This is a genomic window from Lysobacter dokdonensis DS-58, assembly GCF_000770795.1.
Classification (GTDB): Bacteria; Pseudomonadota; Gammaproteobacteria; order Xanthomonadales; family Xanthomonadaceae; genus Noviluteimonas; species Noviluteimonas dokdonensis.
Genome location: NZ_JRKJ01000008.1, coordinates 189,640 through 210,328 on the forward strand (window position 1 = coordinate 189,640; position 20,689 = coordinate 210,328).

At 67.6% G+C, this 20,689-nt stretch carries 13 protein-coding genes; all 13 read right to left on the reverse strand.

Annotated features, from left to right (window positions below; translation table 11 throughout):
* Nucleotides 1-2: 2 nt before the first annotated feature.
* Nucleotides 3-542, reverse strand: a complete 540-nt coding sequence (locus LF41_RS08075; RefSeq protein ID WP_152599945.1) for a hypothetical protein — start codon at nt 540-542, stop codon at nt 3-5.
* Nucleotides 539-1,222 (reverse strand): hypothetical protein, encoded by a 684-nt coding sequence (locus LF41_RS08080; RefSeq protein ID WP_036168339.1) that lies wholly within the window; start codon nt 1,220-1,222, stop codon nt 539-541. Before LF41_RS08080 ends, LF41_RS08075 begins: the two co-directional genes overlap by 4 nt.
* Entirely contained in the window at nt 1,219-5,331 is a 4,113-nt protein-coding gene (locus tag LF41_RS08085; protein ID WP_152599946.1) for an MFS transporter, read from the reverse strand. The genes LF41_RS08080 and LF41_RS08085 overlap by 4 nt, the downstream gene beginning before the upstream one ends.
* Before the next feature lie 104 nt (nt 5,332-5,435).
* Nucleotides 5,436-7,694 carry an ATP-binding protein gene (locus LF41_RS08090; RefSeq protein WP_036168343.1) on the reverse strand — a complete coding sequence of 753 codons (2,259 nt, stop codon included), beginning with the start codon at nt 7,692-7,694 and terminating at the stop codon, nt 5,436-5,438.
* A gap of 3 nt (nt 7,695-7,697) precedes the next feature.
* Complete coding sequence (locus LF41_RS08095; RefSeq protein WP_036168344.1) at nt 7,698-9,656, reverse strand: hypothetical protein; 1,959 nt, start codon at nt 9,654-9,656, stop codon at nt 7,698-7,700.
* 18 nt (nt 9,657-9,674) lie between these two features.
* Nucleotides 9,675-10,910, reverse strand: a complete 1,236-nt coding sequence (locus tag LF41_RS08100; protein WP_036168346.1) for a hypothetical protein — start codon at nt 10,908-10,910, stop codon at nt 9,675-9,677.
* Nucleotides 10,907-12,778, reverse strand: a complete 1,872-nt coding sequence (locus LF41_RS16965; protein ID WP_036168347.1) for a hypothetical protein — start codon at nt 12,776-12,778, stop codon at nt 10,907-10,909. The genes LF41_RS08100 and LF41_RS16965 overlap by 4 nt, the downstream gene beginning before the upstream one ends.
* 10 nt (nt 12,779-12,788) lie before the next feature.
* Nucleotides 12,789-14,135 carry a hypothetical protein gene (locus tag LF41_RS08110; RefSeq protein WP_152599947.1) on the reverse strand — a complete coding sequence of 449 codons (1,347 nt, stop codon included), beginning with the start codon at nt 14,133-14,135 and terminating at the stop codon, nt 12,789-12,791.
* Nucleotides 14,132-15,313: a hypothetical protein gene (locus LF41_RS08115; protein ID WP_036168351.1), complete on the reverse strand. Its 1,182-nt coding sequence runs from the start codon at nt 15,311-15,313 to the stop codon at nt 14,132-14,134. Before LF41_RS08115 ends, LF41_RS08110 begins: the two co-directional genes overlap by 4 nt.
* 12 nt (nt 15,314-15,325) lie before the next feature.
* On the reverse strand, nt 15,326-17,914 hold the full coding sequence (locus LF41_RS08120) for a phage tail protein (protein WP_036168353.1): 2,589 nt from the start codon (nt 17,912-17,914) through the stop codon (nt 15,326-15,328).
* Complete coding sequence (locus LF41_RS08125) at nt 17,911-19,872, reverse strand: putative baseplate assembly protein (RefSeq protein WP_036168355.1); 1,962 nt, start codon at nt 19,870-19,872, stop codon at nt 17,911-17,913. The genes LF41_RS08120 and LF41_RS08125 overlap by 4 nt, the downstream gene beginning before the upstream one ends.
* 9 nt (nt 19,873-19,881) lie before the next feature.
* Nucleotides 19,882-20,298 (reverse strand): GPW/gp25 family protein, encoded by a 417-nt coding sequence (locus LF41_RS08130; protein ID WP_202594030.1) that lies wholly within the window; start codon nt 20,296-20,298, stop codon nt 19,882-19,884.
* Nucleotides 20,291-20,680, reverse strand: a complete 390-nt coding sequence (locus LF41_RS08135; RefSeq protein WP_036168357.1) for a PAAR domain-containing protein — start codon at nt 20,678-20,680, stop codon at nt 20,291-20,293. Before LF41_RS08135 ends, LF41_RS08130 begins: the two co-directional genes overlap by 8 nt.
* Nucleotides 20,681-20,689 lie beyond the last annotated feature (9 nt).

The following is a 20,689-nucleotide window of genomic DNA, read 5'->3' on the forward strand; positions in this document are numbered from 1 at the left end:
CCTCAGGCCGCATCGTCGGGTGGTTTTGTCGCCTCGGCCTCGGTGCGGATGGATGCCAGCCGATCGGCAAAGTTTTTCACCCGGTCGTCGACGTCGATGCCCGCGTCGTTCAGGCGTTGCTGGAGCTCCGCGAGCGTGTCGCGCGCTGAATCCAGACGTTGCGGGTCGCCGGAGAGGCTCTGGCCGATGACGCCGGGGAGGCGCTTGAAGAAGGCGAGCAAGGCGGGTGCCGCCTCATTCGTTGTTTGCGTGACGCCGTCGGATCGACGGCTACGGGCGCCGAGACGCTCTTGCCATTCGCCGAGCGTTGTATCGAGGCCCGACTTGAGCTGATCCAGCGACTCGCTGAGCTCCTCTCTTGCCCAGCGATGGGCCTGCGTTTCCGTCACCTCGAAACATTCGACGGATTCAGGCATCAGCGAAATGGAAGCCCCCATCAGGCTCCGCAGCCGCAAGGGACCTGGTTCGGCTTCGAACGCATCAGGTAGCAGAAAATACCGTGAGCGGTCGTCAGTGCGCCAAACGGAAAGCGCTCGGTTCATGGCGTGACCAATAGGGGGTCGCGATAAATCACACCGCCGGTTGCTTCCAACCTGACGAGGAGATCCGTCGCAGGCGCTGCTCCCGGTAAGCGTGCTGGTTGCACGACCAGTCCCCGGCCGAACGTCTCGGTTGCGTCCGGGCCAAGCGCACGTAATGCGTCTTGCGCTTGAGCGTCCAACATATGGCTGTCGTAGTAGGTCCATGGAGCGAGCGCAAGAGGCCGCTCGTGCGAGCACACAGCGCGAAAGTCAAAGGGGCTACCCGCATCTCCGGATCTTGCCCAGCTGAATGCGGCGTCTGGTCTGAGTGCGGATACGAGTTGGCGCGAGCGATCGATGAGCATCGTCCACTCCGCCGAAAGCTCCGACGGGTCAATTGCAGACTCGGGGCTGGTCACGAAGTAGTGGTAATTTTCTCCGCTCTTCCAGAAGTGCCCGAGCAGGATCGAGTACTTCGAGCTGTTACCGCGAAGGAAGATGGGTTGGTCGCTCCATTCGGGCGCCGACTTGTCATCGCGCAGGAAGATCGCCTCGTCCTCTTCATCCTCGAACGCGATCTCGGCGGAATCCCGAAGCGTTGTCACCGCCTGACGCATGAGGGCTCCGGCCGCGTCCTGCGTCGTCGGGGCGCAGAACACGCCGATCGTCTTGATCCACACTTTTGATTTCGGCTCTTTCATACGTCAATTCCGATCACGATGACCTTGACCATGGGGCGGCGTCTGGCTGCATTGCGAATGACTTGGCGTGCGAGTCGCCGCGCAGTGGGCAGCAGGTCATCAGGCAGTCCTCTCAGCTCCATCGCGACCTCACAGTACTTGACGGCGCCCCTGGCCGTCACGGTGCCTCGGGTCTGCGCCTCATCGACATAACCGCTCATCTGGTCGAGGAATTCCTCCCACGCATCGCTACCACGGCTCAGGTCGGGTGTCCGCCACGCTTTTACCTCAACGAGCCGCTGGATCTTGTCAATGCGCACGATGTAGTCGGCGCGCCCACCGCCTTCTATCTGTACTTCAACACCCATGAGGTCGCCCTCGGACGAAGCAGCAATCACTGCTTCCATTTGCTCCCGGAACCCACGCAGGCGCGCGTCGGTCGCGCTCGTTTCCATTTCCCATAATCCTTTCAAAGTCTGCATCGGCCATCTGGTCGAGCCTTCCAGTTTGCGAACTGCCTCCGCCGCGCTGATGGTGGATTCGTAGCGATCCACCAGATCGAGGTCATACCGATGCGGCCCGGCGCCCGTCTGCACCAATCCCGATTCATCGACACTGACTCTCGGATACTTCTTCGAATCCTTGGCCGCGTAGCCGGATGCTCGCTTCACTTCGCGCAACAGCTTGGGCAGCGGCGGCTTCCAATACTCGTATCCTTCCGGTGCTTCTTCAGGCAACGGATCCACGGGCAGTCCGATGACCTCCTCGATCAGCAGGCCTTTTGTGCCGACCAGCTGGAAGATCTGCGCGAGTACCTTCGCCAACTTCTTCTCTTCCTTTGTGACGTCATTGTTCTTGGAACTTGCCGCAGCGCCGGCGCCAGCGTCCGCTCCCGCCTCAGGTTTGGACGCTGAATTCAGTTCGCGTACAACGGCATCTGCATCGACATCGGTGTCCTTGAGCAGCGCTTCGGCCTGGCTGACGAGGCCCCGAAGCTTGCCGCTCTTGTCCTTCTTGACTGCGTCCTTTACCCGTTTGCTCTTGAGGAAGGAGTCGAGTCGCTCCTCGGTGCTTGCAACCATGACCACGGCGTTCTCGCCCTGCACCTCGATCCAGAGCTTGTGCGGTTCCCCGTCCGCATCGAACTCGACCTCTTCGCCGACTTGCTCAGCTCCGTCGCCCTTCTTGTCGTCCTTCTTCCCAAGTCCCAACGCCGCCAACAACGCCTTGCCCTTCGCGACGAACCAAACGATTGCCTGCTCAATCAGCCCGAGCACCATTTCCTGGAAGCTTTCGATCTTCTTCGCGATCGCGTTGGGCAGGTCGCCGAAGCCGAGGTAGTCGGCGATGAAGCCGATGACCGGTGCGATCAGCATCGCGAGGGCTTTTTCCACCGCGTTGGCGAAGCCACCGATGCTGCCGGCGAGGATGTCGGCGATTCCGTTCACCACGGTTTCGACGAGGGTGAAAATCTTCGCGGCGTTCTGGAAGATCCACTTGAGCACGCGGTAGATGGCTTCGAGCGCCTGGACGATTGCGCCGGCGGGGTTGAACAGCGCGATGATGCGTGCCGTCGCGGCTTTGATGATCGCCGTGATCATGTAGTCGACCGCGAGTTGCACGATCTGGTCGACGATGGCTTCGGGACTCAGCTTCTCCTTCACCATCTCGTAGATCCCTTCCGGGCCTTTCTCGATGAGCAGGGAGATCAGCGAATAGACCTTCTCGATCAGCGCGACGTTCTTCGCGCCGATGTGCTTGACCAGGATCTTGCGGATGCGCGGCCAGGTGATTCCCATCAACTGCAGGAAGAACGTGATGAGGCTCTTGGGCGTGGCGTCCTTGGGCAGTTGCACGCCGACGCCCGCCAGCCCGCCGGTCAACCAACCGATGAACCCCTTCAGCAGGTGCGACAGGATGTTGTCGAAGAACTGCCCGAAGCCTTGCGCCAAGCCCTTCATGAGGTTGTTGGCGAACTTCATCGGATCGTCGGCAATGTCCTTGACGACCTTCTTGATCTTCGCCACGACCGCCCAGAATGCCGCCGGCGGGATGCCGAGGATCTCCAGCAAGCCTTCGATGATGAATTTGATCGGGTCTTCGATGAAGCGGTTGATCGCGTTGACGATGCGTCCGACCAGGCCGCCGGCCTTCTTGCGCAGGTCGGCGATCTCCGCGCGCACTTCGTCCACCGCGGCGCTCGAGCGTTCGATGAGGTCCTTGTTGAAGTTGTCGCGGGCGGAGACGACGTCCTTGTGCAATTGGTCGAGCTGGTCGTCGAACTTGCCCTGTTCCTGCGCCGCCCATGTCTGCAACGACTGCGGCAGGTCGCCGAAGATCTTCGCGATGCGCTCGCGTGCGTTCTTGATGATCAGGTCGCACGTCGCGATCACCGAGTTGACGTGCGTCGAGACTTCGGTGAGCTTCTTGATGACGCCATCGCCGAAATTCGTCTCGGCCTTGGTGTAGGCCTCTTCGGCCCAGTCGGGCAGGCCGGCGACGGCATCCCACAAGCCGGTGAAGAAACCACCCACGCCGGAATGGCGGTCGTCGACGCGCTTCTTGACGATCGCCAGGTCGTTCTTGAAGTTGGTGACCAGCAGGTCCTTCGCCGCTTCCCAGTCCGCCATCGCGGTGGAGGCGAGGGGTTGCAGCAGCGTGTTGACCTGGGTCTTCGCGTCGTCGAACGTCTTCTTCGCTTCGGCGGCCGCGGTCGTGCGCATCTGCTCTTCCGAGCCGACCATGCCGCCCTGGCGCGACGCGTTCGCTTTCGTCGTCGTGTCGCGTGATTCGGTGAGCGCCGCCAGCGCCTGCGCCTGCAGCGCGGCCATGTCGCCTTCGGCCTTGCCGAGCGCTTCCTTCTGGCGCGCGAGGACCTTCGCCGGATCTTCCTTCGCGGCCTGGTCGAGTTCTCCCTGCGCGCCGCGGGCCTCGGCGATCGGTCCGCTCTTGATTTCCTGCGCGGCGGGCGTGTCCATGCCCGCGTCCTGCTGCTTCTTCTTCGCGTCGGCCGCGTCCTTGTCGAGCGAGACGTTCGCGTCCGGCACCGCATCTGGCGTCGCGGCTTTGGCATTGATCGGCGCGGTGCCCGCGGCGGCGGGTTGCGGCGGCAACTCCGCGCCTTTCGCAGGCGCGCCCGGCGCAGGGGGCGCGTTCACCGGGCCATAGTTGTCCTGGACTTTCTTGGTTTCGCCTTCGACGGTGGAATTGAGCTGGTTTCCCGCGTTGAGCGCTTCGTTGTCCGGCTTGGCGGCGACCAGTGCGTCTTCGTCGGGCGGGCGCTTCTCGCGGATGACCTTGCGGATGCGCTCGCACAGTTCGACGATTTCCTGGCTCGGTTCGGCCTTCACCTGTGCGATGAGCGTGGCCTGGGCCTTGGCGTTGGCTTCCGCATCGGGTTCGGTCACCGCTTTGCGCGCATCGCCCACCTGCGCCGCGCCTGCCGGCAGGGCACCGTGTGATGCGGACTTCCTGCCTGCACGCGCCTTGACGCCCTGGATGCGGCGCGTCGTCGCTTTCGACGGTGCGCTCGGCGGTTCGGGCATGTGCAGTTTGACGGCCACGCCCGCAGCGCCGCCTTCGGCTTCGGCGTCCGCTTCGCCTTTCTCATCGCCCTTCGCGCCGGGGCCCTTCGCTTCCTTGCCGACGGGTTGCTTCGCGCCTTTTTCTTCCTTCGACTCCGTCGGCTTTTCCGCCGGCGCCGCGGCGTCTGCCTTCGGGGCTTCCGCCTCGGGTGCAGATTCGGCACCGCGTGCGATGGTGGCGGGCGCGCCGGCGTGCGATGCGGCGTCCGGTGATGGCGGCGCGGCAACGGGTGCTTCCGCTTTCGCTGCGGGCGCTTGTTTGACGGCAACGGGTACGGCGATCGCTTGTGCCGTCACGACCGCCTTCGTCGATGCGCCGGGTTTGATCGGTGCGATCGCTGCGATGGGCGGAATCGTCGCGATGACGGCGGGCTTCTGCACGACTGCGCGCGTCGGAGCCGGAGGCGTTGCGATGGGCTTGTCCGTCGCCACTGCGCGCGGCGCAGGCGGTCGCTTCGCGGGGCCGCGCGGATGGATGCGATCGGTGCGATCGGCGCCCTTGAGGATCGCCTCGGCGACTTGCGGGCTCGGCAAGCGACTCGCCATGCCGGCGCGCGTCGACGCTTTCGCGGGCGCTTGCGGCGCGTGGTCGCGTGCGGCCGATGTCGCTTTCGTGTCCTGGGTCCGTGCGCGTCCCGGGGCGGCCATGGTCAGCTGGCGCGCTTCACGGGCGCGTTCTCCGGCGGTGCGACCACGTCCGCCATCGCCCAGTCGTAGAAGCCGCCGAATTCGCCGCGCGTCACGGGCCGCGACAGCTTCTGCAGTTCACGTGCGACGCTCGCGACCAGGTGGCGGCTGTTGAGCCGCGCCTGTTCGCCTTCGGCACGCGCACGGAAGCAGGCATCGAGCACGACGTTGCGGATGCTGCCGCCGGTCAGTTCGAACCGTTGCGCGATCTCGTCGAGTTCGGCCGTTCCCACGGCGCAACGCGGCGATGCCGGCAGCAGGCGTTCCCAGATCGCACGACGCGAACGTGCGTCGGGCACGGGGAATTCGACGATGACGTGGATGCGGCGCTGGAAGGCCTCGTCCATGTTCTGGCGCAGGTTCGTCGCCAGGATCACAACGCCCGAATACTCCTCGATCCGCTGCAGCAGGAAATTCACTTCGAGCCCGGCCCAGCGGTCCTGCGCATCCTTGATCTGGCCGCGCCGGCCGAAGATCGCGTCGGCCTCGTCGAAGAACAGCACGCAGTTCGCGCGCTCGGCATCGGCGAAGATCTTCGCGAGGTTCTTTTCCGTTTCGCCCACCCATTTGCTCGTCAGCGAGGCGACGTCGATCCGGTACAGGTCGAGGTGTTGTTCGCTGGCGAGCACTTCGGCGGCCATCGTCTTGCCGGTGCCCGAGCCCCCGACGAACAGCGCGATCACGCCGCGCCCCAGGCGCATGTGGTCGCCCAGGCCCATCGCGGCGTGGATGTGCGCGTGGTGGCGGATGCGGGTGCGCAACTCGCGCAGCAGGTGCTGGCTCGCGGTCGGCAGGACGATGTCGTCTTCGAGGTTGAGTTGCGGTCGCGGTTCCAGCCGCTGCGCGAAGGCGACCAGCCGAGTCGCCGATTGGAGGCGGCACGCTGCGTAAAGGTCGGCAGGCGCGATCGACGGGATGAAGATGTTGCGATGCCGCGCCAAGCCCCGCGCGGCGTGCCAGGCGTCGCGGAGCTGGCTGTCGGTGAACTGGAATGCGCGCGCAAGGGCCGCAGCGAGCGCATCGGCGTCGGGGATCGGCGTCGATTCCCGCGCGAAGAGGCGTTTCCACAGTTTTTCGCGCATCGCGATGGTCGGCGCGTCGATCCGGAACGGCACCCAGTCGCCGGTCGCGGCATCGACCGCGGAAGCGCCCGTGGTCGACGTGGCCGCCACGTGCGGGAACGCTGCGAGGCACCGCGCGAATGCGGCGTTGCGTTGCGCATTCTCCGGCGCGTCCTGCAGATGCTCCATGCCGCTGAAGAACGGGATGCTGCCGGTCAGGCGCGCTTCGCGCAGCGCCAGTTCCACCACCAGCGGCCACGCCACCGTACCCGACAGCGCGGCTTCGACATCGACCACGAGCAGCCCGCGTTGCAGCGCCTGGGCCACGGTCGAGAACGCGCGCACGGCGAGAGCGGGATCCGGTCCTGCGAAGCGCACGCGCAATCGCTGCATCGTTTCGGGTTCGGCGACGCGCAGGTTGGGCAGCATCTCCAGCCGGCTCATCGTTTCGGGCGCGAGCGGCAGCGTCGCCAGGTCGACGGTGTCGGCGAACGCGCGGGCGACGTTGGCGATGCGCGGGTCGGCAGCGTCGTCGCCGAACAGAAACGTCAGCACGCGCTCCTCGACCAGGGCCGGGCGCGTCACGAGCGGTTCGTCGTCGTTGCCGCCCAGCGCCATGAGGCGCGCGCCGATGAGCCGGCCCGTGGGCGAGAGGCGCGCATGCAGCCGCGCGTGATCCCGTGCGCTGGTGGCCAGCATCTCCACGATGAGTCCGACCGTCGCGTGCGTCCGCGCAGGATCGCGCTGCAACACGCCGAGCAGATGGCGGAAGGTCGAGTGCACGGCGGGCAGGAGCGCGACGAGCACGATGTCGGTGTCTTCCGCGCTCAGGTCGAACTCGCGCACCAGGCGCGGCAGTCGCAGGTCGACGTCCTTCGTGATCGCCACGCGCGCGGCGATTTCCGTGCGCTTGTCGGCGCAGGCATCGAGCAGGGCCTGGATGTCATCGGTCGGGGCGAACGCATCGAGCGGCGAGAGCGCTTCGTCCCGGGAGAGTGCGTCGAGGTCATCGTCGGTGAGGTGCCAGAACCGTTCGCGATGCGCTTCGGGGTCGGCGGCGCGGAAGCGCAGGAGTTGCGCGCGCAACAGCGCGCCAACGCGCGCCAGTTCATCGCGCAGGTGCGCTTCGTTGGAGTCGTAGGGCGTGGGCGAGCGGGCCATGGCTCATTCCCGCGCCGGACCGCGCACGGCGAAGGTCACGCGTCGGTCGCCGAGCCAGGGCACGCGATCGATGCGCTCGAAATATCCCGCCATGCGGAGTACGACATCGAGCGGTGCGGGGTCCAGGTCCATGTGCACGGTGTCGTCCGTGATGCCCACCCGCGCCGCGCGACGCAGGCAGTTGTCGAGCAGGAATGCCGAACTGGAGTCGGCGACGCCGCGCAGCCACATCGCCCATGTGCGCATCAGGAGCGAAGCCGTGCGCGCGAGTGCCGCATCCAGCGGGGCGGAGCAGGGCAGCGGCGTCGGCCATCGCGTGTCCGCATCGAGGGACGCGCGCAGGGTGTGTTCGTCGATGCCTTGCCGGAACGCCAGCGTCTCCGTCATCGCCGCGTTCAACGCGTGCACCCCTTCGATCGCCGTCTCGAGTGCGTCGAAGTCGCAATGGTCCGCCCCGACCCACAGCGACGTCGCCGCGTCGAAGGGCGCCTGCGGCGTGAACCATCGATGCACCAACGCGCCGAGCAGCGGCGCCAGCGGCACTGCGGACGCATGGGCAAGCGCCGGCAACCGCGCATCCATCAGGCCGCGCAAGAGCAGGTACAGGCCGGCGGTCGACGTGCTATCGCCAAGGGACGCTGCATCGTCGGGTGCCGCCTTCAGCACGTGCGCGAGGGACGCGGCGGAGGGGCTGATCTGCGCGAGCGCGTCGATGGCTGCGTCGCGCGGTGGGTTGTGCGTTGCGATTGCGCGTGTCGCGTCGAGGTCGCGGTCCGTCAAAGCCGCGTCGCCGGAGCCATCACCACGCGGGTGCGATGCGGGCGCCAATGCGCGGGCGATCGCTTCCAGGGCGGACACGATCGAGGCGTCCAGCGTTTCACCGGGTGCGAGTTGCAGTCCTGCGGCCGCGATCAGCCGAACGAGGGTCGCCTCCGCACCCGCGTGCAAGGGAATGCGCAGCCCGCCTTCGCGCACCTGCGTGGCGATCGCGTCGAGAATCCGCGACTGGCGCGGGCTCAGGACCGAATGGACGCGCGCCGCTTCACTCGCCCGGAACGCTCCGCCGGGCGCCGCGAGTGCCTCGATTCGGCCGGCCAACCATTCGCCATCGAGCCAATCGAACGTCGTGTCCAGCAACGTCCGCCAGGCATCGGAGGCGTTCGCGACGCGCGATGCCGCCACGCGACCGTCGGCGAGGAGGAACTGCATCAGTCGCAGCACGTAGCCGCTGAGCGCGCGCCGGTCGCGCCAGTCCACCGCGACCGCATGCGTGGCGCAGAATCTCCGCAGCAGGTCGGCGCGTGCATCGGTGGAGATCGCGACGCCCAGCGCGTCGAGCAGCGCGAACGCGGCTTGCGACAGCGCATCGGTGCCGTCGCCTTCGATCGAATCCGCGGGGGCCTGGGCGCCGGCCTGCAAGACGTCGAGCAGCTCGGACGCACGCAGCAATGCGAGGATCGCCTCGAGTTTCCCGCGACGCGACAACCATGCGAGAACGCGGGCCGGGTCCGTCGCGTCTTCGAGCACGCCGCGGATGGCCTCGCCGATGGAGGCACCGCGGTGGCGATGGAACGCGCCGTAATACCAGTGCTCCCAGGCCACGCCCGCCAGCAGGTCGACGATGAACGCGCCGACGAACGCTGCTTCGTCCTCGAAGCGCATCAGCGTGTCGGAAGAGGGCGGATCCGAGAGTGTGTCGACCAGCGCATCGACCGACGATCGGCAAACGCGCTCGACGATGCGGCTGTCGAGCATCGCGTCCTGTCCCGCCAGCACGACGGAGGCCGCGAGCTCGCGGATCACGACGACGCCGGCGTCATGTCCGAGTTGGAGGGAGATCCGCGCGGCGATGGCTTCCGACAACCCTCCCTGCAGGGCGCGGTCGAACGCGGGGACATGCGCGCCCAGCGACGCGTCGCGGACGCGATAGTGGAGATGCAGGGAACCGATGCGGTGGTGCATGCGCCGTTCCGCCGATGCTCAGCTGCCGCCCGAGGTGATCGCCGCCTGCAGCATCCCGGCCAGTTGCGCGGCGACATCCTCGGTGAGCGTGCGCGTGCGGATGTCGAGGCACTGGATCGTGCCGTCGATGTGCAGGTCGCCTTTGACGGTCACGATGGGATTGGCGACGCCGCCGCCGGCGGGGTCGCTGGTGAAACGGATCGTCACCGCGTCCTGGAATTCGCCGTTCTTCGTGTAGCCCAGAACGAAGGAACGATCGCCGTCATTCAACTCGCCCACGTCGATCCGCAGTTCGTCGCCCTGCGCGCCCTTGGCACGATACAGGGCCGGATTGCCGTCGATGCTCGCCAGGTCTTCCGCATCATCCAGGCGTTTGTTGAACTGCAGCGAGCTGCCGTCGAGCAACAGGTTGCCGTGCACTTCGGCCGAGCCGCGTACCTGCGTGGCTGCGTTGTAGATGGAGAACGCCGGTTGCAGATCCGTCGCCATCGTCGGATCCACCGGCGGCTGCACCGGCACGAAGATCGCGAAGTCGCGGTCTTCGTCGGCCGCGTAATGGAACGAGTCTTCGCCGATGCGCTTCTCGTCCGTGCGAGGGGGACGCCGGCCGAGTTCGATGCGCGCGGCGTTGCCCGGATGATCGATCAGTTCGGCATTGAGCCCCGCGTACGCGCGGTCGCCTGCTTCGATCGAGAACGTGGGCGGCCCGGAGGCGGGTACCTGCATGAGGATGCGGCCGAGATAGACGGGCCAGCGCAACGCGGGATCGTCGGGCGTGGCGAGCAGCGGTTCTTCGAGCGCATCCGAATCCACGCCCGGCGGCTTCCGCGGATCGGGCCGTGCGCCCGCACGCATCGAGAACACGTCCGCGCGTTCGATCGCGCGGTATTGCCTGCGCGGGTCGCTCGCGCCACAGTCGATCGGCGCCAGCGGGTCGGTGGAATAGGCGAGGCGATACTCCAGCCACAGGTCGATGCGATTCGTCGCAAGGCGGTCGAAGTCGTCGCGGCTGAACGGCTTGCGTTCCAGCAGCAGCAACTCGCGGCCGTATCCGTCGACGGCAAGACCGGGCAGCACGACGGGGCGGTCTTCCTGCAACACGAGGTCCAGCCCGACGACGATGCCCCAGCCGTGGTGCGAAAGGTTATGGCGGCGATGCAATTGCAGGTGGTAGGCCTGCTCGTCGTTCAACTCCGACAGCCGCAGGTATTGCCGGTCGAAGTAGTTCACGCGACTGGCGGGCGAGGCGCTCATGGCGGAATCTCCAGGGACAGGGTGTTCGAGCGGACGACGCGCGTCTTGTTCGAGGCTTCGACCAACATCACCACCGCGATGAGGATCTTGCGTCCCGGCGGCGCCAGGCCGGGGACGGGGATCTGCGTCGTCGTCGCGCTCGCCGTGGAAATGCCGACGGTCTCCAGTGCCCGCACCGTCATCTCGGCAGGCCCCGCGGCCGGATCGCGGAAGATCAATTCGAGCGTGCGCTTGACGGTGAGGTTGGCGCTCACCGTGGCGACCTTGAGGTCGTAGATGAAATCGGGGTCCGTGCTCGCCGTGAGCGTGATTGCCGGCGACGCGGCGACGTTGCCGACCTGGAAGTGCCCGGCGATGAACGCGAGCGTCATCAGGTCGGGCAACATCGGATCCTTCTTGCCGACTGGCGGCAAGTACACGGTGCCCCGGACGTCGACGAGTGGATCGCGCGTCGTGGATTGCGGCGCCGACAACAGGCGGATCCGGCCGCCGCCATCCATGCGCAGGGCGGGGACGTAATCGATGCCGTCGCGCGCGCCGATGCTCACGCGCCCCGAGGCGTCGCTGTCGTCGGCGCCGCCGCCGACGATCCGCAGCTCCGTCGCGGGCACGGGGTCGGTGTCCTTCGATGTGGTGACGGCGTGGATCTCGCGCAGCAGCGGGTCGGCGTCGAGCGTCGCCGCCGGGCGGAAGATCGTCGCCTTCCATGGCGTCAGCAGTCCGCCCGTCGCGGAGAACTGCATGGAAAAGGCGACGTCGGGCACGGGCGGCGGCGCGGCATCGGCGAGTGCGTGAGCACCTTGCGCGTCGAGCAGCGTGACCGCCCTGCGGAAGCGCTTGCGCACCTCCGAGAACAACACGACGGGCCGCTCGCCGTGCGACACGTCGCGCACGGTCACCGAGGCGGCGTGCACCGCGTCGAACGGGAGCGCGACCGCGCGCGCCTGCAGGATCGCGCGGCTCTCGACGGTGACCGATTCGCCCATCGTCGGTGGACGCGAGGCCAGCAGCGATGCAGACAAGGTGCGCAGATCCGGGTCGACGCGACCGTCGAGGCGGAGGACATGGCCGAACCCGGCCGGCATCGGCATGTCGATCTTCAGCTGCAATCCGCCGGCGATGCTCGCAATTCCGGTGGCCGTCGCGCCGGTGACGATCAGTTGCTTCCACACATGCAGCGTGCCCTCGCGGTCGATGCCCACGCGCTTGTCGAAGGTGCGCGCGGCATTGCGCGTGGAGACCAGGAAATGATGGACGTCCGTGCGGCCGGCGAGCCCGAGTTGCAGCCGCGCGTTGTCCGTCGGCGAGCGGATCGCCGCCGCGCGATGGCGCACGTACGGCACGAAGTCGTAGTCGATCAACGCGCCACGCCTGATGCCCGGGCAACGGCCGATGCGCGCGACCAGGATCGGCCACGGCGGCGCACCGGTGACGGCGCCCGCCGCACGCGCGGTGGCCAGGCCGGCGGCCTCGCCGGGCGGCGAGAAGTCCTCGGTGACGCGGATGGCCGTGCGCTGCCGGATCCGCGGCGCGGGGATGTCCTCGCACTTGCGGCCACGCAGTTGCTCGGGGTCTTCGCAGTAGTGGAGCTGCACGTAATAGCAGTGTTGCTTGTCGAAACCCGCGATCGCGAATTCGACCGGCGCCGGCACCAGGACCTCGCGTCCATGGCCGTCGATCGCGACACCGGGTGTCAAGCGGAATCTGTCGTCGGCCAGGTGCTCCACGCGCAGCCCGCGCACCACGCCCCAATCGTGCGGCGCGAGATGGTGGCGGCCAGCCATGCCGAGCCGCCACGCCTGCTCCATGCGCAGGTCGGCCGCGGCCAGGCGTTGTCGCTCGCGATAGCGGACGCGCTCGATGCTCATGCGCGCGCGCTCATTCGAAGGCGATGATGCGCCGCGTGCCGAGTGGATCGACCACGACGTGCGCGTTCAACTCGCGGCGTTCGAGCGGATTGAGCCGCAACGTTTGCCGATTGACGACATCCGACAGCTCGTCCAGCGTGGCGATCGGCACGGCCATGCGGTCGACGGGTTCGACCCGCACGCCGGTTTCGGCGAACTCCCGCTTCACGACCTGCTCGGACTGACCAAGGTATCGCAGCAACGCCAGGTCGCCGGACAACAGGCGCTGGCACAGTTGCGGCTTCAACCGGCGACGATGGCGGGCATCGGCGTCGATGGAATAGACCTTGCACGTGACGTTCCTGCCTTCGACGGTCCGTTGCATCAGCACGATGCCGAGCGACACGCCGTCGTCGGGCTTGCACGCGAAGCACGTGCATTGCCCCAGCTCGCGTCCCATGGCGTCGGCCACCATCAGCCCGCCGATCTTCACCGCGTCCTCCAGGTCGAACGCGTCCTTGTTCTTGTTCCTCAGGCAGCACGCGAGCTCCATCAGGTAGCACGCCTGGTAGGGCGGATGTCGCCGCAAGTGATCCACGACCGCCTCGGGGCCTTTCTTCAGCAGATCCTGCATTTCCTGGAACATCTGCCGGATGCGACGCCGGAAGTCCTCGACGAACTTTTCCTCTTCGGTCGTGTCGTCTTCATCGGGCAGCGGCACCACTTCCAGGTGGACGCAGGGCCGCTCGAGGATGCGCGCGTATTCGCAGGCTTCGGTGTTCCCGCACGCGCCGCCGCCGCGGAACATCGCGCGTTGGCCCTGCGCCAGGTCTTCGTGGTAGCGCAGGACCACGCGCACGGCGAACAGGTGTTCCTTGTCCACGTCGAAGCAGGTGCGGTCGCCGCGGACCGGGCGCACCGGACGATCGGGCTGCGGCGGCGGATTCGGGTCGCAAGGGTCGTCGGGCGGGCGGCATACGCTGCCCAGGTCGATCCGCATCGGGTCGCAGACCACGAGGTCGTTGCCGCAGCAATCCACGGCGTAGCCCTGCGTGAGCCACACGGCGGGGCCGTTGGCATGCTTGCCGTTGTCGCAACAGGCACCGCCGTCGGCGGGTTCGCTGCAACTCAGGTCCAGCCCGCAGACGATGCCCCAGCCGTCGCGATAGCGCGAAAGCGCGAGCCGCTTGCGCGTCCAGTCCACCATCGCGCCGAGGTCGGCGTCGGTCAGCAGTTGGCCGCAGAAGAAGTTCGGCCGCACGAGGCATTCGAGTTCGCAGCAGCGGCTTTCGCAGGTGCATGGGCCGCCACAACCGCCGCCGCATCCGCCGCCACAACCGCATCCGCAATCGCCGGTGGTCGTCCTGTTGGCGCTCATGACGTTTCTCCCGGGCCCGCGGCCTTCATCATTTGTTCGTAGTCGTCGTCGCGCATGACCTTGAACCAGCTTTCGAACGTGCCGCCCGCCAAGCCGTTGCCCGTGGGCAGGCGGCCGCGCAGGTGGTCGCCGTCGACGGGGTTGTCGTCGCAGTCGACGATGAAATCGCATCGCAAGGTCACGTGGATCGTGTCGCCCAGGTACTCGTCGGGGCGCAGCACGTCGAACTGCGCGGTGCGTTTGTCGGGCAACAGGAACGGCCCCTTGTCGCGGAACATCACGAAGTCGAGGTCTTCTCGCTGTTGTCCGTACTGCACGACGAAGGTTCGTTCGTTGATGCCGCGTGGCCCGGGCTCCACGGGTGAGGCCGGATCGGTGATCGGGCGGTCGAAACGCACCTGCAGCTTGTCGAAGGCGCTCAACGGGATCGCGCCGCCGTGCGGCCAGCTGATCCAGCAGATGTGCGTGAGCTGTTCCTGCGATTGCGGCAGGCGCGGGCGGCCACGGGTGACCAGCACGGGCGCGTCTTCATCGCCGCGCACGATCGCGATCGGAACGCAGTGGCACGGCGGGCAGGCCGGATCGATGCAACACCGCGCCGTGGCATCGTCGTGGCATGGCTTGCAATCGTCGTCGCCCTCGCCGGGTGGACAGCCTTTCGACGACCGCCAGCCATACTTGCCCAGGTCGGCGACGCGCACCGCGCGCCAGCGCAGCGCATGACTTTCGCGGATGCGCCCTTCTTCGTAGGTGTGGCCCGCGCAGGCGTCGGCGCTGTAGAGCACCGGCACTTTCTCGGTGTGCAGCTCGCAGTACTCCAGGCACAGCACGAGGACGTAGTCGTCTTCGGGCTTGCCGTCCGCGTTCTTCGGCCACGCCTCCCAGTCGATGCGCACGCTCACCGCCTTGCGCAGGACGATCTCGCGCCCGCAGCAATCGATGGCGAGCCCGCAGTGGACGATGACGCCGCACTCCGGCCGCGGGTGCAGCCGCACCTCGAGGCCGCAACCCACGCCGACGCCGTGCAGCACGCGGTTGTGCAGGTGCCGCATGGTCCGGTGGTACGCATCGGCGTCGGTGAAGTCGCGCGATGTCATATGCCGGCCGGTGAAGTAGCGGATCCGCTCGAGCGCCAGGGGCTCGCACGCGCCGGTTCCGGTGTCTTTGTCGCAGTTCATGACGTTCTCCGTTCAGGCGAGCGTGGTGTCGAACCCGAGGCGTTGCCGCGGCGGGAGGCTCGGCGCGTCGCGGTCATCGAAGCAGCGCAGCGGAATCGGACGCGCACCACCGATGACCGTGTCGAGGTCGAGCGTCGATTGGTCGTCGAGCGACAGGCGCGGCTCGACCAACACCAATTGGTACGTGGCGTGCGCCGGCTTCTGCGCTTCCACCGCGCGACGCAGCACGGCCTCCTGCTCCGGCGTGCGCACCATCGAGGACGGCACGTAAACGCGGAAGGCGTGCGCGAAATGCTGGAATACATCGCGTTCGGGATCGCCGGTCGACACCAGCTCCACGTCGCCGAGCCGATCGAACACGCCGATCTGCATGCGGCGCTCGACCGCCGGGCTCCACAACGCCTGGCTTTGGCACAAGGTGGCGCCGTTGCCGTTCAATCGCAGTCGGCGGCGCTCGACGAACCCCTCGACGATGCCGGGCACGCCCATCGCTTCCAGGTCGGCTTCGGGAATACCGGCGAGGTTGCCGATGTAGACGCGCAGCCAGTCGCGCATGCCGCCGAGCGTTCCCCATCGCGCGCGCAGGGCGGGCATCGCCTTGAGCAATCGACGGTTCTGCGCGGGCGTCCACGTGCCTTCCAGGCGCACGTCGAGCCAAGCTGCGAGATAGGGCAGGGCGTCGTCGGGCACCGAGTCGGGATCGAGGAAGCGCTCGAACGTGTCGACCTCGCGTTCGATCGACGCCCATGTCGTTTGCGCGATGGACAGGAACCGATCGAGGAACTCCTGCTGCGCGGGCGGCGCGGAATAGATCGCGGGCAGGTAGCGCAGCAGCGAATCGCGCGGGAAGCGCAGCCGCGCATGCCGTACCAGCGGCGTCGACGCACCGTCGCCTTCGAGCACGATCTGCAACTGCAGGTACTGGCCGGGCGGACTCGGAACGAGCACGCGATGGGAGAACGTCGCCGGCGCCGTGGGGTCCGGCTGCGCGGGCGCCGCCAACATCGGCGCATCGCGCCAGGAGCCGGCGAGCGTCGGGTCGATCGCCGTTGCGCCATCCTCGGCTTCGCCGCGCGTGTTGCTGGTGCGCGTGCGCATGCGGATGCGCGCACCCTGCGGCAGGCGGGCCACCGACAGTTCGATCACGTCCCACACGCAGTTGTACAAATCGCTGTCGAGCCACGCGCTGATCCACGTGCCCTCGCGCACATGCGACGGGGATGGCCATGCGGGCGGTGCATTCGCCGGTCGGGGGATCGCACCGGAACGCGTCAGCCGCACGTCGCGGCGTTCCTTTGCGGGTTGCCGCGTGGAGCGCGGGCGGTCGAACGCGGCCTTCGCATCGCGCAACGGCATCGTGCCCAGCGGTTTGCCGCGCAAATCGACGCGGTCGACGCTGTCGGTCGCGATGTCCCACAGCAAGAGGCAACCGTGCGCGTCGCCGGCCATGCGGCGCCAGCGGCGCGTGCTGTCCGACGACGCGCCGAACAACCGACGCAATTGCGCCTCGCCCGTGCGATGCGCATAGACGACCTGGTGCCTCGCATCGAGGATGATCGCGCAGCCGTCGAGTGCGACGACTTCGGCGGGCAGCCACGCGTCGATGTGGTCGGCGGACACGCGCTCGCCGTTGGCGTCGTAGGCACCGAAGCGATGCCGCACGCGCCCGTCGGCCAGATGCACGACCAGCTTGCGCGTGGCCGGATCGGCGACATAGAGCGTGTCGCCGATCTCCCAGCGCGACACCGAGTCCGCCAGCGGCTGGCGCAGTTTGCACGGATCCAGGAGGCGCTCGGGCAGGTCCAATCCGCCGCGGCCATCCGACGTGATGAGCGGCGGCGTGAAACGGTCGCGCACCTGCTCGCTGTCGTAGACGCGCTCGCTGGCATGCACCGGGCCGGGGCATCGCTGCGTTTCGAAGACATCGAGCTCGGTCGAGTCGTCATGGCGATAGCGGAGATGCACGCGCTCCGCGTTGTCCACGGCGATGCGGTCCCAATGCCGCGCGCGACAGACGTCGTCCGGATCGGCGACGAGGGTGACGCAATCGCTTTCCGGGTCGGCGCGATACACGCGCCCGGCGCCGCGGTCGAGGATGTACACCGCGCGCGCCGAAGCGGCGAGGTCGACGGGCGCGACGAAGGGCCCATGCATCCGGAGCAGCGCAAGCGTGCGCAAGTCGAACACCTGCACGCGATGTGCGAGCGGATCGGCGACGTACAGCGCGCCGCCGGCGATCGCGATGGCGGTCGCCCCGCGGAATCGCCGTGGTTCGAGGTATTCCGATGCATCGGCGTCGGCACGCAGCCCTTGCGCGCCCACGTGTTCGAGTGGCACCAGCGTGGCGCGCACCGCGTCGTAGCGATAGACGAGACTGCCGTCTTCCGAGAGGACGTAGACGTCGGGATCGTCGATGGCGACGCCGCGCGGCAGCGTCAGGCGGCCGAGGCTGTCGTCGGAAGACGCCAGGCCCATCGCGCCGTCGGGCAAGGTCGCGAGCGACAGGCCCGTCACGGCATTCGCGACGATGGCCCGTTGCGCCGCACCGGTATCGGAATACCAGGGATAACCGGCGCCGAGCAGCAGCGACGTGCCGTTCATCGCGAGACCCGCTGGTCCGGATCGGGCCGCACCACGATCAGGTGCTTGCCGGGGAAGGGCAATGCATCGGGTCCCAGCGCGATCGGCTGGCGGATGTCGTGTTCCTGCCCGTCCACGTAGACGATGAGGTTCTCGACCGAGCGCACTTGCCGGTCGCCATCGACGGCGCCGATCAACGAGGCGTACAACGCGGCCGTCGAGAGGTCTTCGCCGAAGTCGCGCTCGAGCGGACTGAGGAACGCATCCAGGCGCTTGCGCGTGTTCTCCGCGACCTGGTCGAAGGCCGCTTCCGGCGGCGCGAGCAGGCGCGCCTCGATGCGCACTTCGACGAACTTCGGCGCCGCCACGTAGATCTCGGTGGTGATCAACCGGACCTTGTCGAGGGACTGGCACACCGAACGGATCAATTCGGCGGACGGCGCCGGCGGCGAGGCCTCCGAATCGGCGACGATGAACACCGTGATCGCGCCCGGCACTTCGACGCCCGGATAGTCGGGATGGCGCCCGCCGAGCGCACGCGCGCGTTCGACGCCCTGGATCGCGACGGCCTGCACTTCGAAGTCGCGCGCGGTGACCACGCGCCCGCCGCTGAGCAACTGGCGCGGCGCATTGCGGATGAAGTCGTCGAGCGATTGTTCTTCGCTGCCACCGGTGGCGGCGCGCGGGTTCATCACTTTCTCGACGCCCGCCACTTGCGTCTCGATGGTCTTGACGGCGCCGGCGGCGACCGAGTTGCCGGCCGCGCCACCGCCTTGCCGCCACGTGGCTGCGACGATCGCCGCGCCCGCCGCCGGAATCTGGCCGCGTTCGCCATCGCCGAAGCTGATGCGGCCCGCAGTGGCGTTCAGCACGTAATGGCGGGAGTCGGCTTTCGAGTCGAAGAAGTCGTCGACGCGCGTCCAGTCGTCCTGGATGCCGGCGTTCGGCGTTTCCACTTCGATGGCGAGGGAGTCGGGATCGACGGGGCGCCGCGGGAAATCGAAGCTTTCCTCTCCGCGCCCGGCGCTCGTGCCGAGCGTGCGACGATCTTCGGTGCGCAGGTTGATCGCTTCCACCGCGTTCGGCAGCAGGTGTTCGAGCCGCGGGGCGCGACCGATCGGATACGCGTCCTGATCCAGCCGGATGCGCAGCCAGTAGTGCGGCCCCTGCAGTTGCGTGCCGACGGCGGGCTCGATGGCCGGTTCGATGTCCTGCGGTCCTTCGACGTCGATGTAGCCATCGCGCGTGAGCGCGACCGAACCGTCGTCCAGGACCGCCAGGCGTTCCCAATCGGGCTGGCTCGCGCTGCGCCGATACTCCCACGCAAGCTCGACGGGCGGGCGCAGATCGTCGCGATGCGCGCCGATGCGTTGCGCGACGCCGCGCGTGTCTTCCGAAGGACGCAACGCCAGGAACCGCATCTTGCGCGGGAAGGGGCGCGGGTTGTTCGGGTTCGGCTTGAACGCCAGGTACAGCGCGTCGCCCGGCATCGGCGTCCGGCCGAGCGGCCAGAACGGCGCGGCTTGCGGCTGCGTGGGCACGTCGCGCTTGGCGACGGTGCCATCGGCGAAGACGAACATCGCCGCGATCGGTGCGCCGATGATGTCGAGCGCTTGCAAGGTTTCGAACGCCACCGTGCCGGCATCGCCTCGGCCGCTGAATCGCGCGCGCTCGGGAATCGTCTGCGGAATCTCCGCCGCCTTCGGCGTGAAGGCCAGCGCCACCGTCGCCGGGCGCGCAGCCGCGAGTTCGAGGCCCAGCAACTCGGCGAACTTCAGGTAATTCTTCCGCGGCACCTCGCCCATCTTGTGCAGCGTCATTTCCGCCAGCCAGGCGAACAACTGCAACAGCGTGATGCCCGGGTCGGAGTCGTTGTAGTTCGTCCACGCCGGGTTGTGCAGCGGAATGCGGTCGCGCAGTTCGCGGAAGATCTCCTCGAACGGGCGGTCGAACCTGGGTTGTTTGGCTTCCAGCGACATCCGCGACTCCTATTGCCTGACGCCTTCCTCCAGGAAGAACGGGTACACGAGGTTGTAGGCCGCGTTGTTGCTGCGGACCCGATAGTCGATGTGGATCAACAACACCTGTCGTTCCTCCGGCGGCGACTCCACGCGTACGTCGAGTACGTCGATGCGCGGCTCCCATCGCACGAGTGCGTCGCGCACACGCAGTTGCACGCGCCCATGCAATTGCGCCGTGTTCGTTTCCATCACCAGGCCCCAGATGCCGCAGCCGAACTCGGGGCGCATCACGCGCTCGCCCGGGCTCGTGCCGAGGATGATTCCGATGGCCTGCTCGATCGCGGTGGCGCCGGCGACGAGCGCCACTTGGCCCGCGGCGCCCGCGACGACGGGGAACGCCCAACCGCGCCCGAGGAAACCCGGCTCGCGCAGTTCGTCAGCCACCGATGAACACCTGGCCGGTGGCGACGACCGTGCCGACGGGCAGGTCGGCCGGGTCGTTGCAGGTGCGCGCCGTGTCGCCGGCACGCGCGGCGGCCTTGCCGTTGATCGTCACGCTCGAACTGCCCAGCGTGATCGTGGCGCGGTTGCTCGGTGGATTGACGAACGTGCCGCCGATCGGGATGTGCGGCGGCGTGTTCGTCGCCGTGCTGTCGACGGTGGCCGCGAACGCGCCACCGATCTTGACGTCGCTGCTCACGCTGCCGTCGATGATCCCGCTGAAGGGATGCGGCGTCGGCACCGGCGGCGCCGTGCCCGGCGGCTGGATCAGGTGGGTGTCGATCGCCACGATGCGATCGCCCTGGCGTGCTGCGGGAGGTCCCATGGCGTGCTC

Excerpts from the sequence above, each read along its gene's own strand:
- LF41_RS08135 (WP_036168357.1), bottom strand. The coding sequence starts at position 20,680 with ATGGGACCTCCCGCAGCACGCCAGGGCGATCGCATCGTGGCGATCGAC.
- LF41_RS08080 (WP_036168339.1), bottom strand. The coding sequence starts at position 1,222 with ATGAAAGAGCCGAAATCAAAAGTGTGGATCAAGACGATCGGCGTGTTC.
- LF41_RS08085 (WP_152599946.1), bottom strand. The coding sequence starts at position 5,331 with ATGGCGAGTCGCTTGCCGAGCCCGCAAGTCGCCGAGGCGATCCTCAAG.
- LF41_RS08125 (WP_036168355.1), bottom strand. The coding sequence starts at position 19,872 with ATGTCGCTGGAAGCCAAACAACCCAGGTTCGACCGCCCGTTCGAGGAG.
- LF41_RS08075 (WP_152599945.1), bottom strand. The coding sequence starts at position 542 with ATGAACCGAGCGCTTTCCGTTTGGCGCACTGACGACCGCTCACGGTAT.
- LF41_RS16965 (WP_036168347.1), bottom strand. The coding sequence starts at position 12,778 with ATGAGCATCGAGCGCGTCCGCTATCGCGAGCGACAACGCCTGGCCGCG.
- LF41_RS08120 (WP_036168353.1), bottom strand. The coding sequence starts at position 17,914 with ATGAACGGCACGTCGCTGCTGCTCGGCGCCGGTTATCCCTGGTATTCC.
- LF41_RS08100 (WP_036168346.1), bottom strand. The coding sequence starts at position 10,910 with ATGAGCGCCTCGCCCGCCAGTCGCGTGAACTACTTCGACCGGCAATAC.
- LF41_RS08095 (WP_036168344.1), bottom strand. The coding sequence starts at position 9,656 with ATGCACCACCGCATCGGTTCCCTGCATCTCCACTATCGCGTCCGCGAC.
- LF41_RS08090 (WP_036168343.1), bottom strand. The coding sequence starts at position 7,694 with ATGGCCCGCTCGCCCACGCCCTACGACTCCAACGAAGCGCACCTGCGC.
- LF41_RS08115 (WP_036168351.1), bottom strand. The coding sequence starts at position 15,313 with ATGAACTGCGACAAAGACACCGGAACCGGCGCGTGCGAGCCCCTGGCG.
- LF41_RS08110 (WP_152599947.1), bottom strand. The coding sequence starts at position 14,135 with ATGAGCGCCAACAGGACGACCACCGGCGATTGCGGATGCGGTTGTGGC.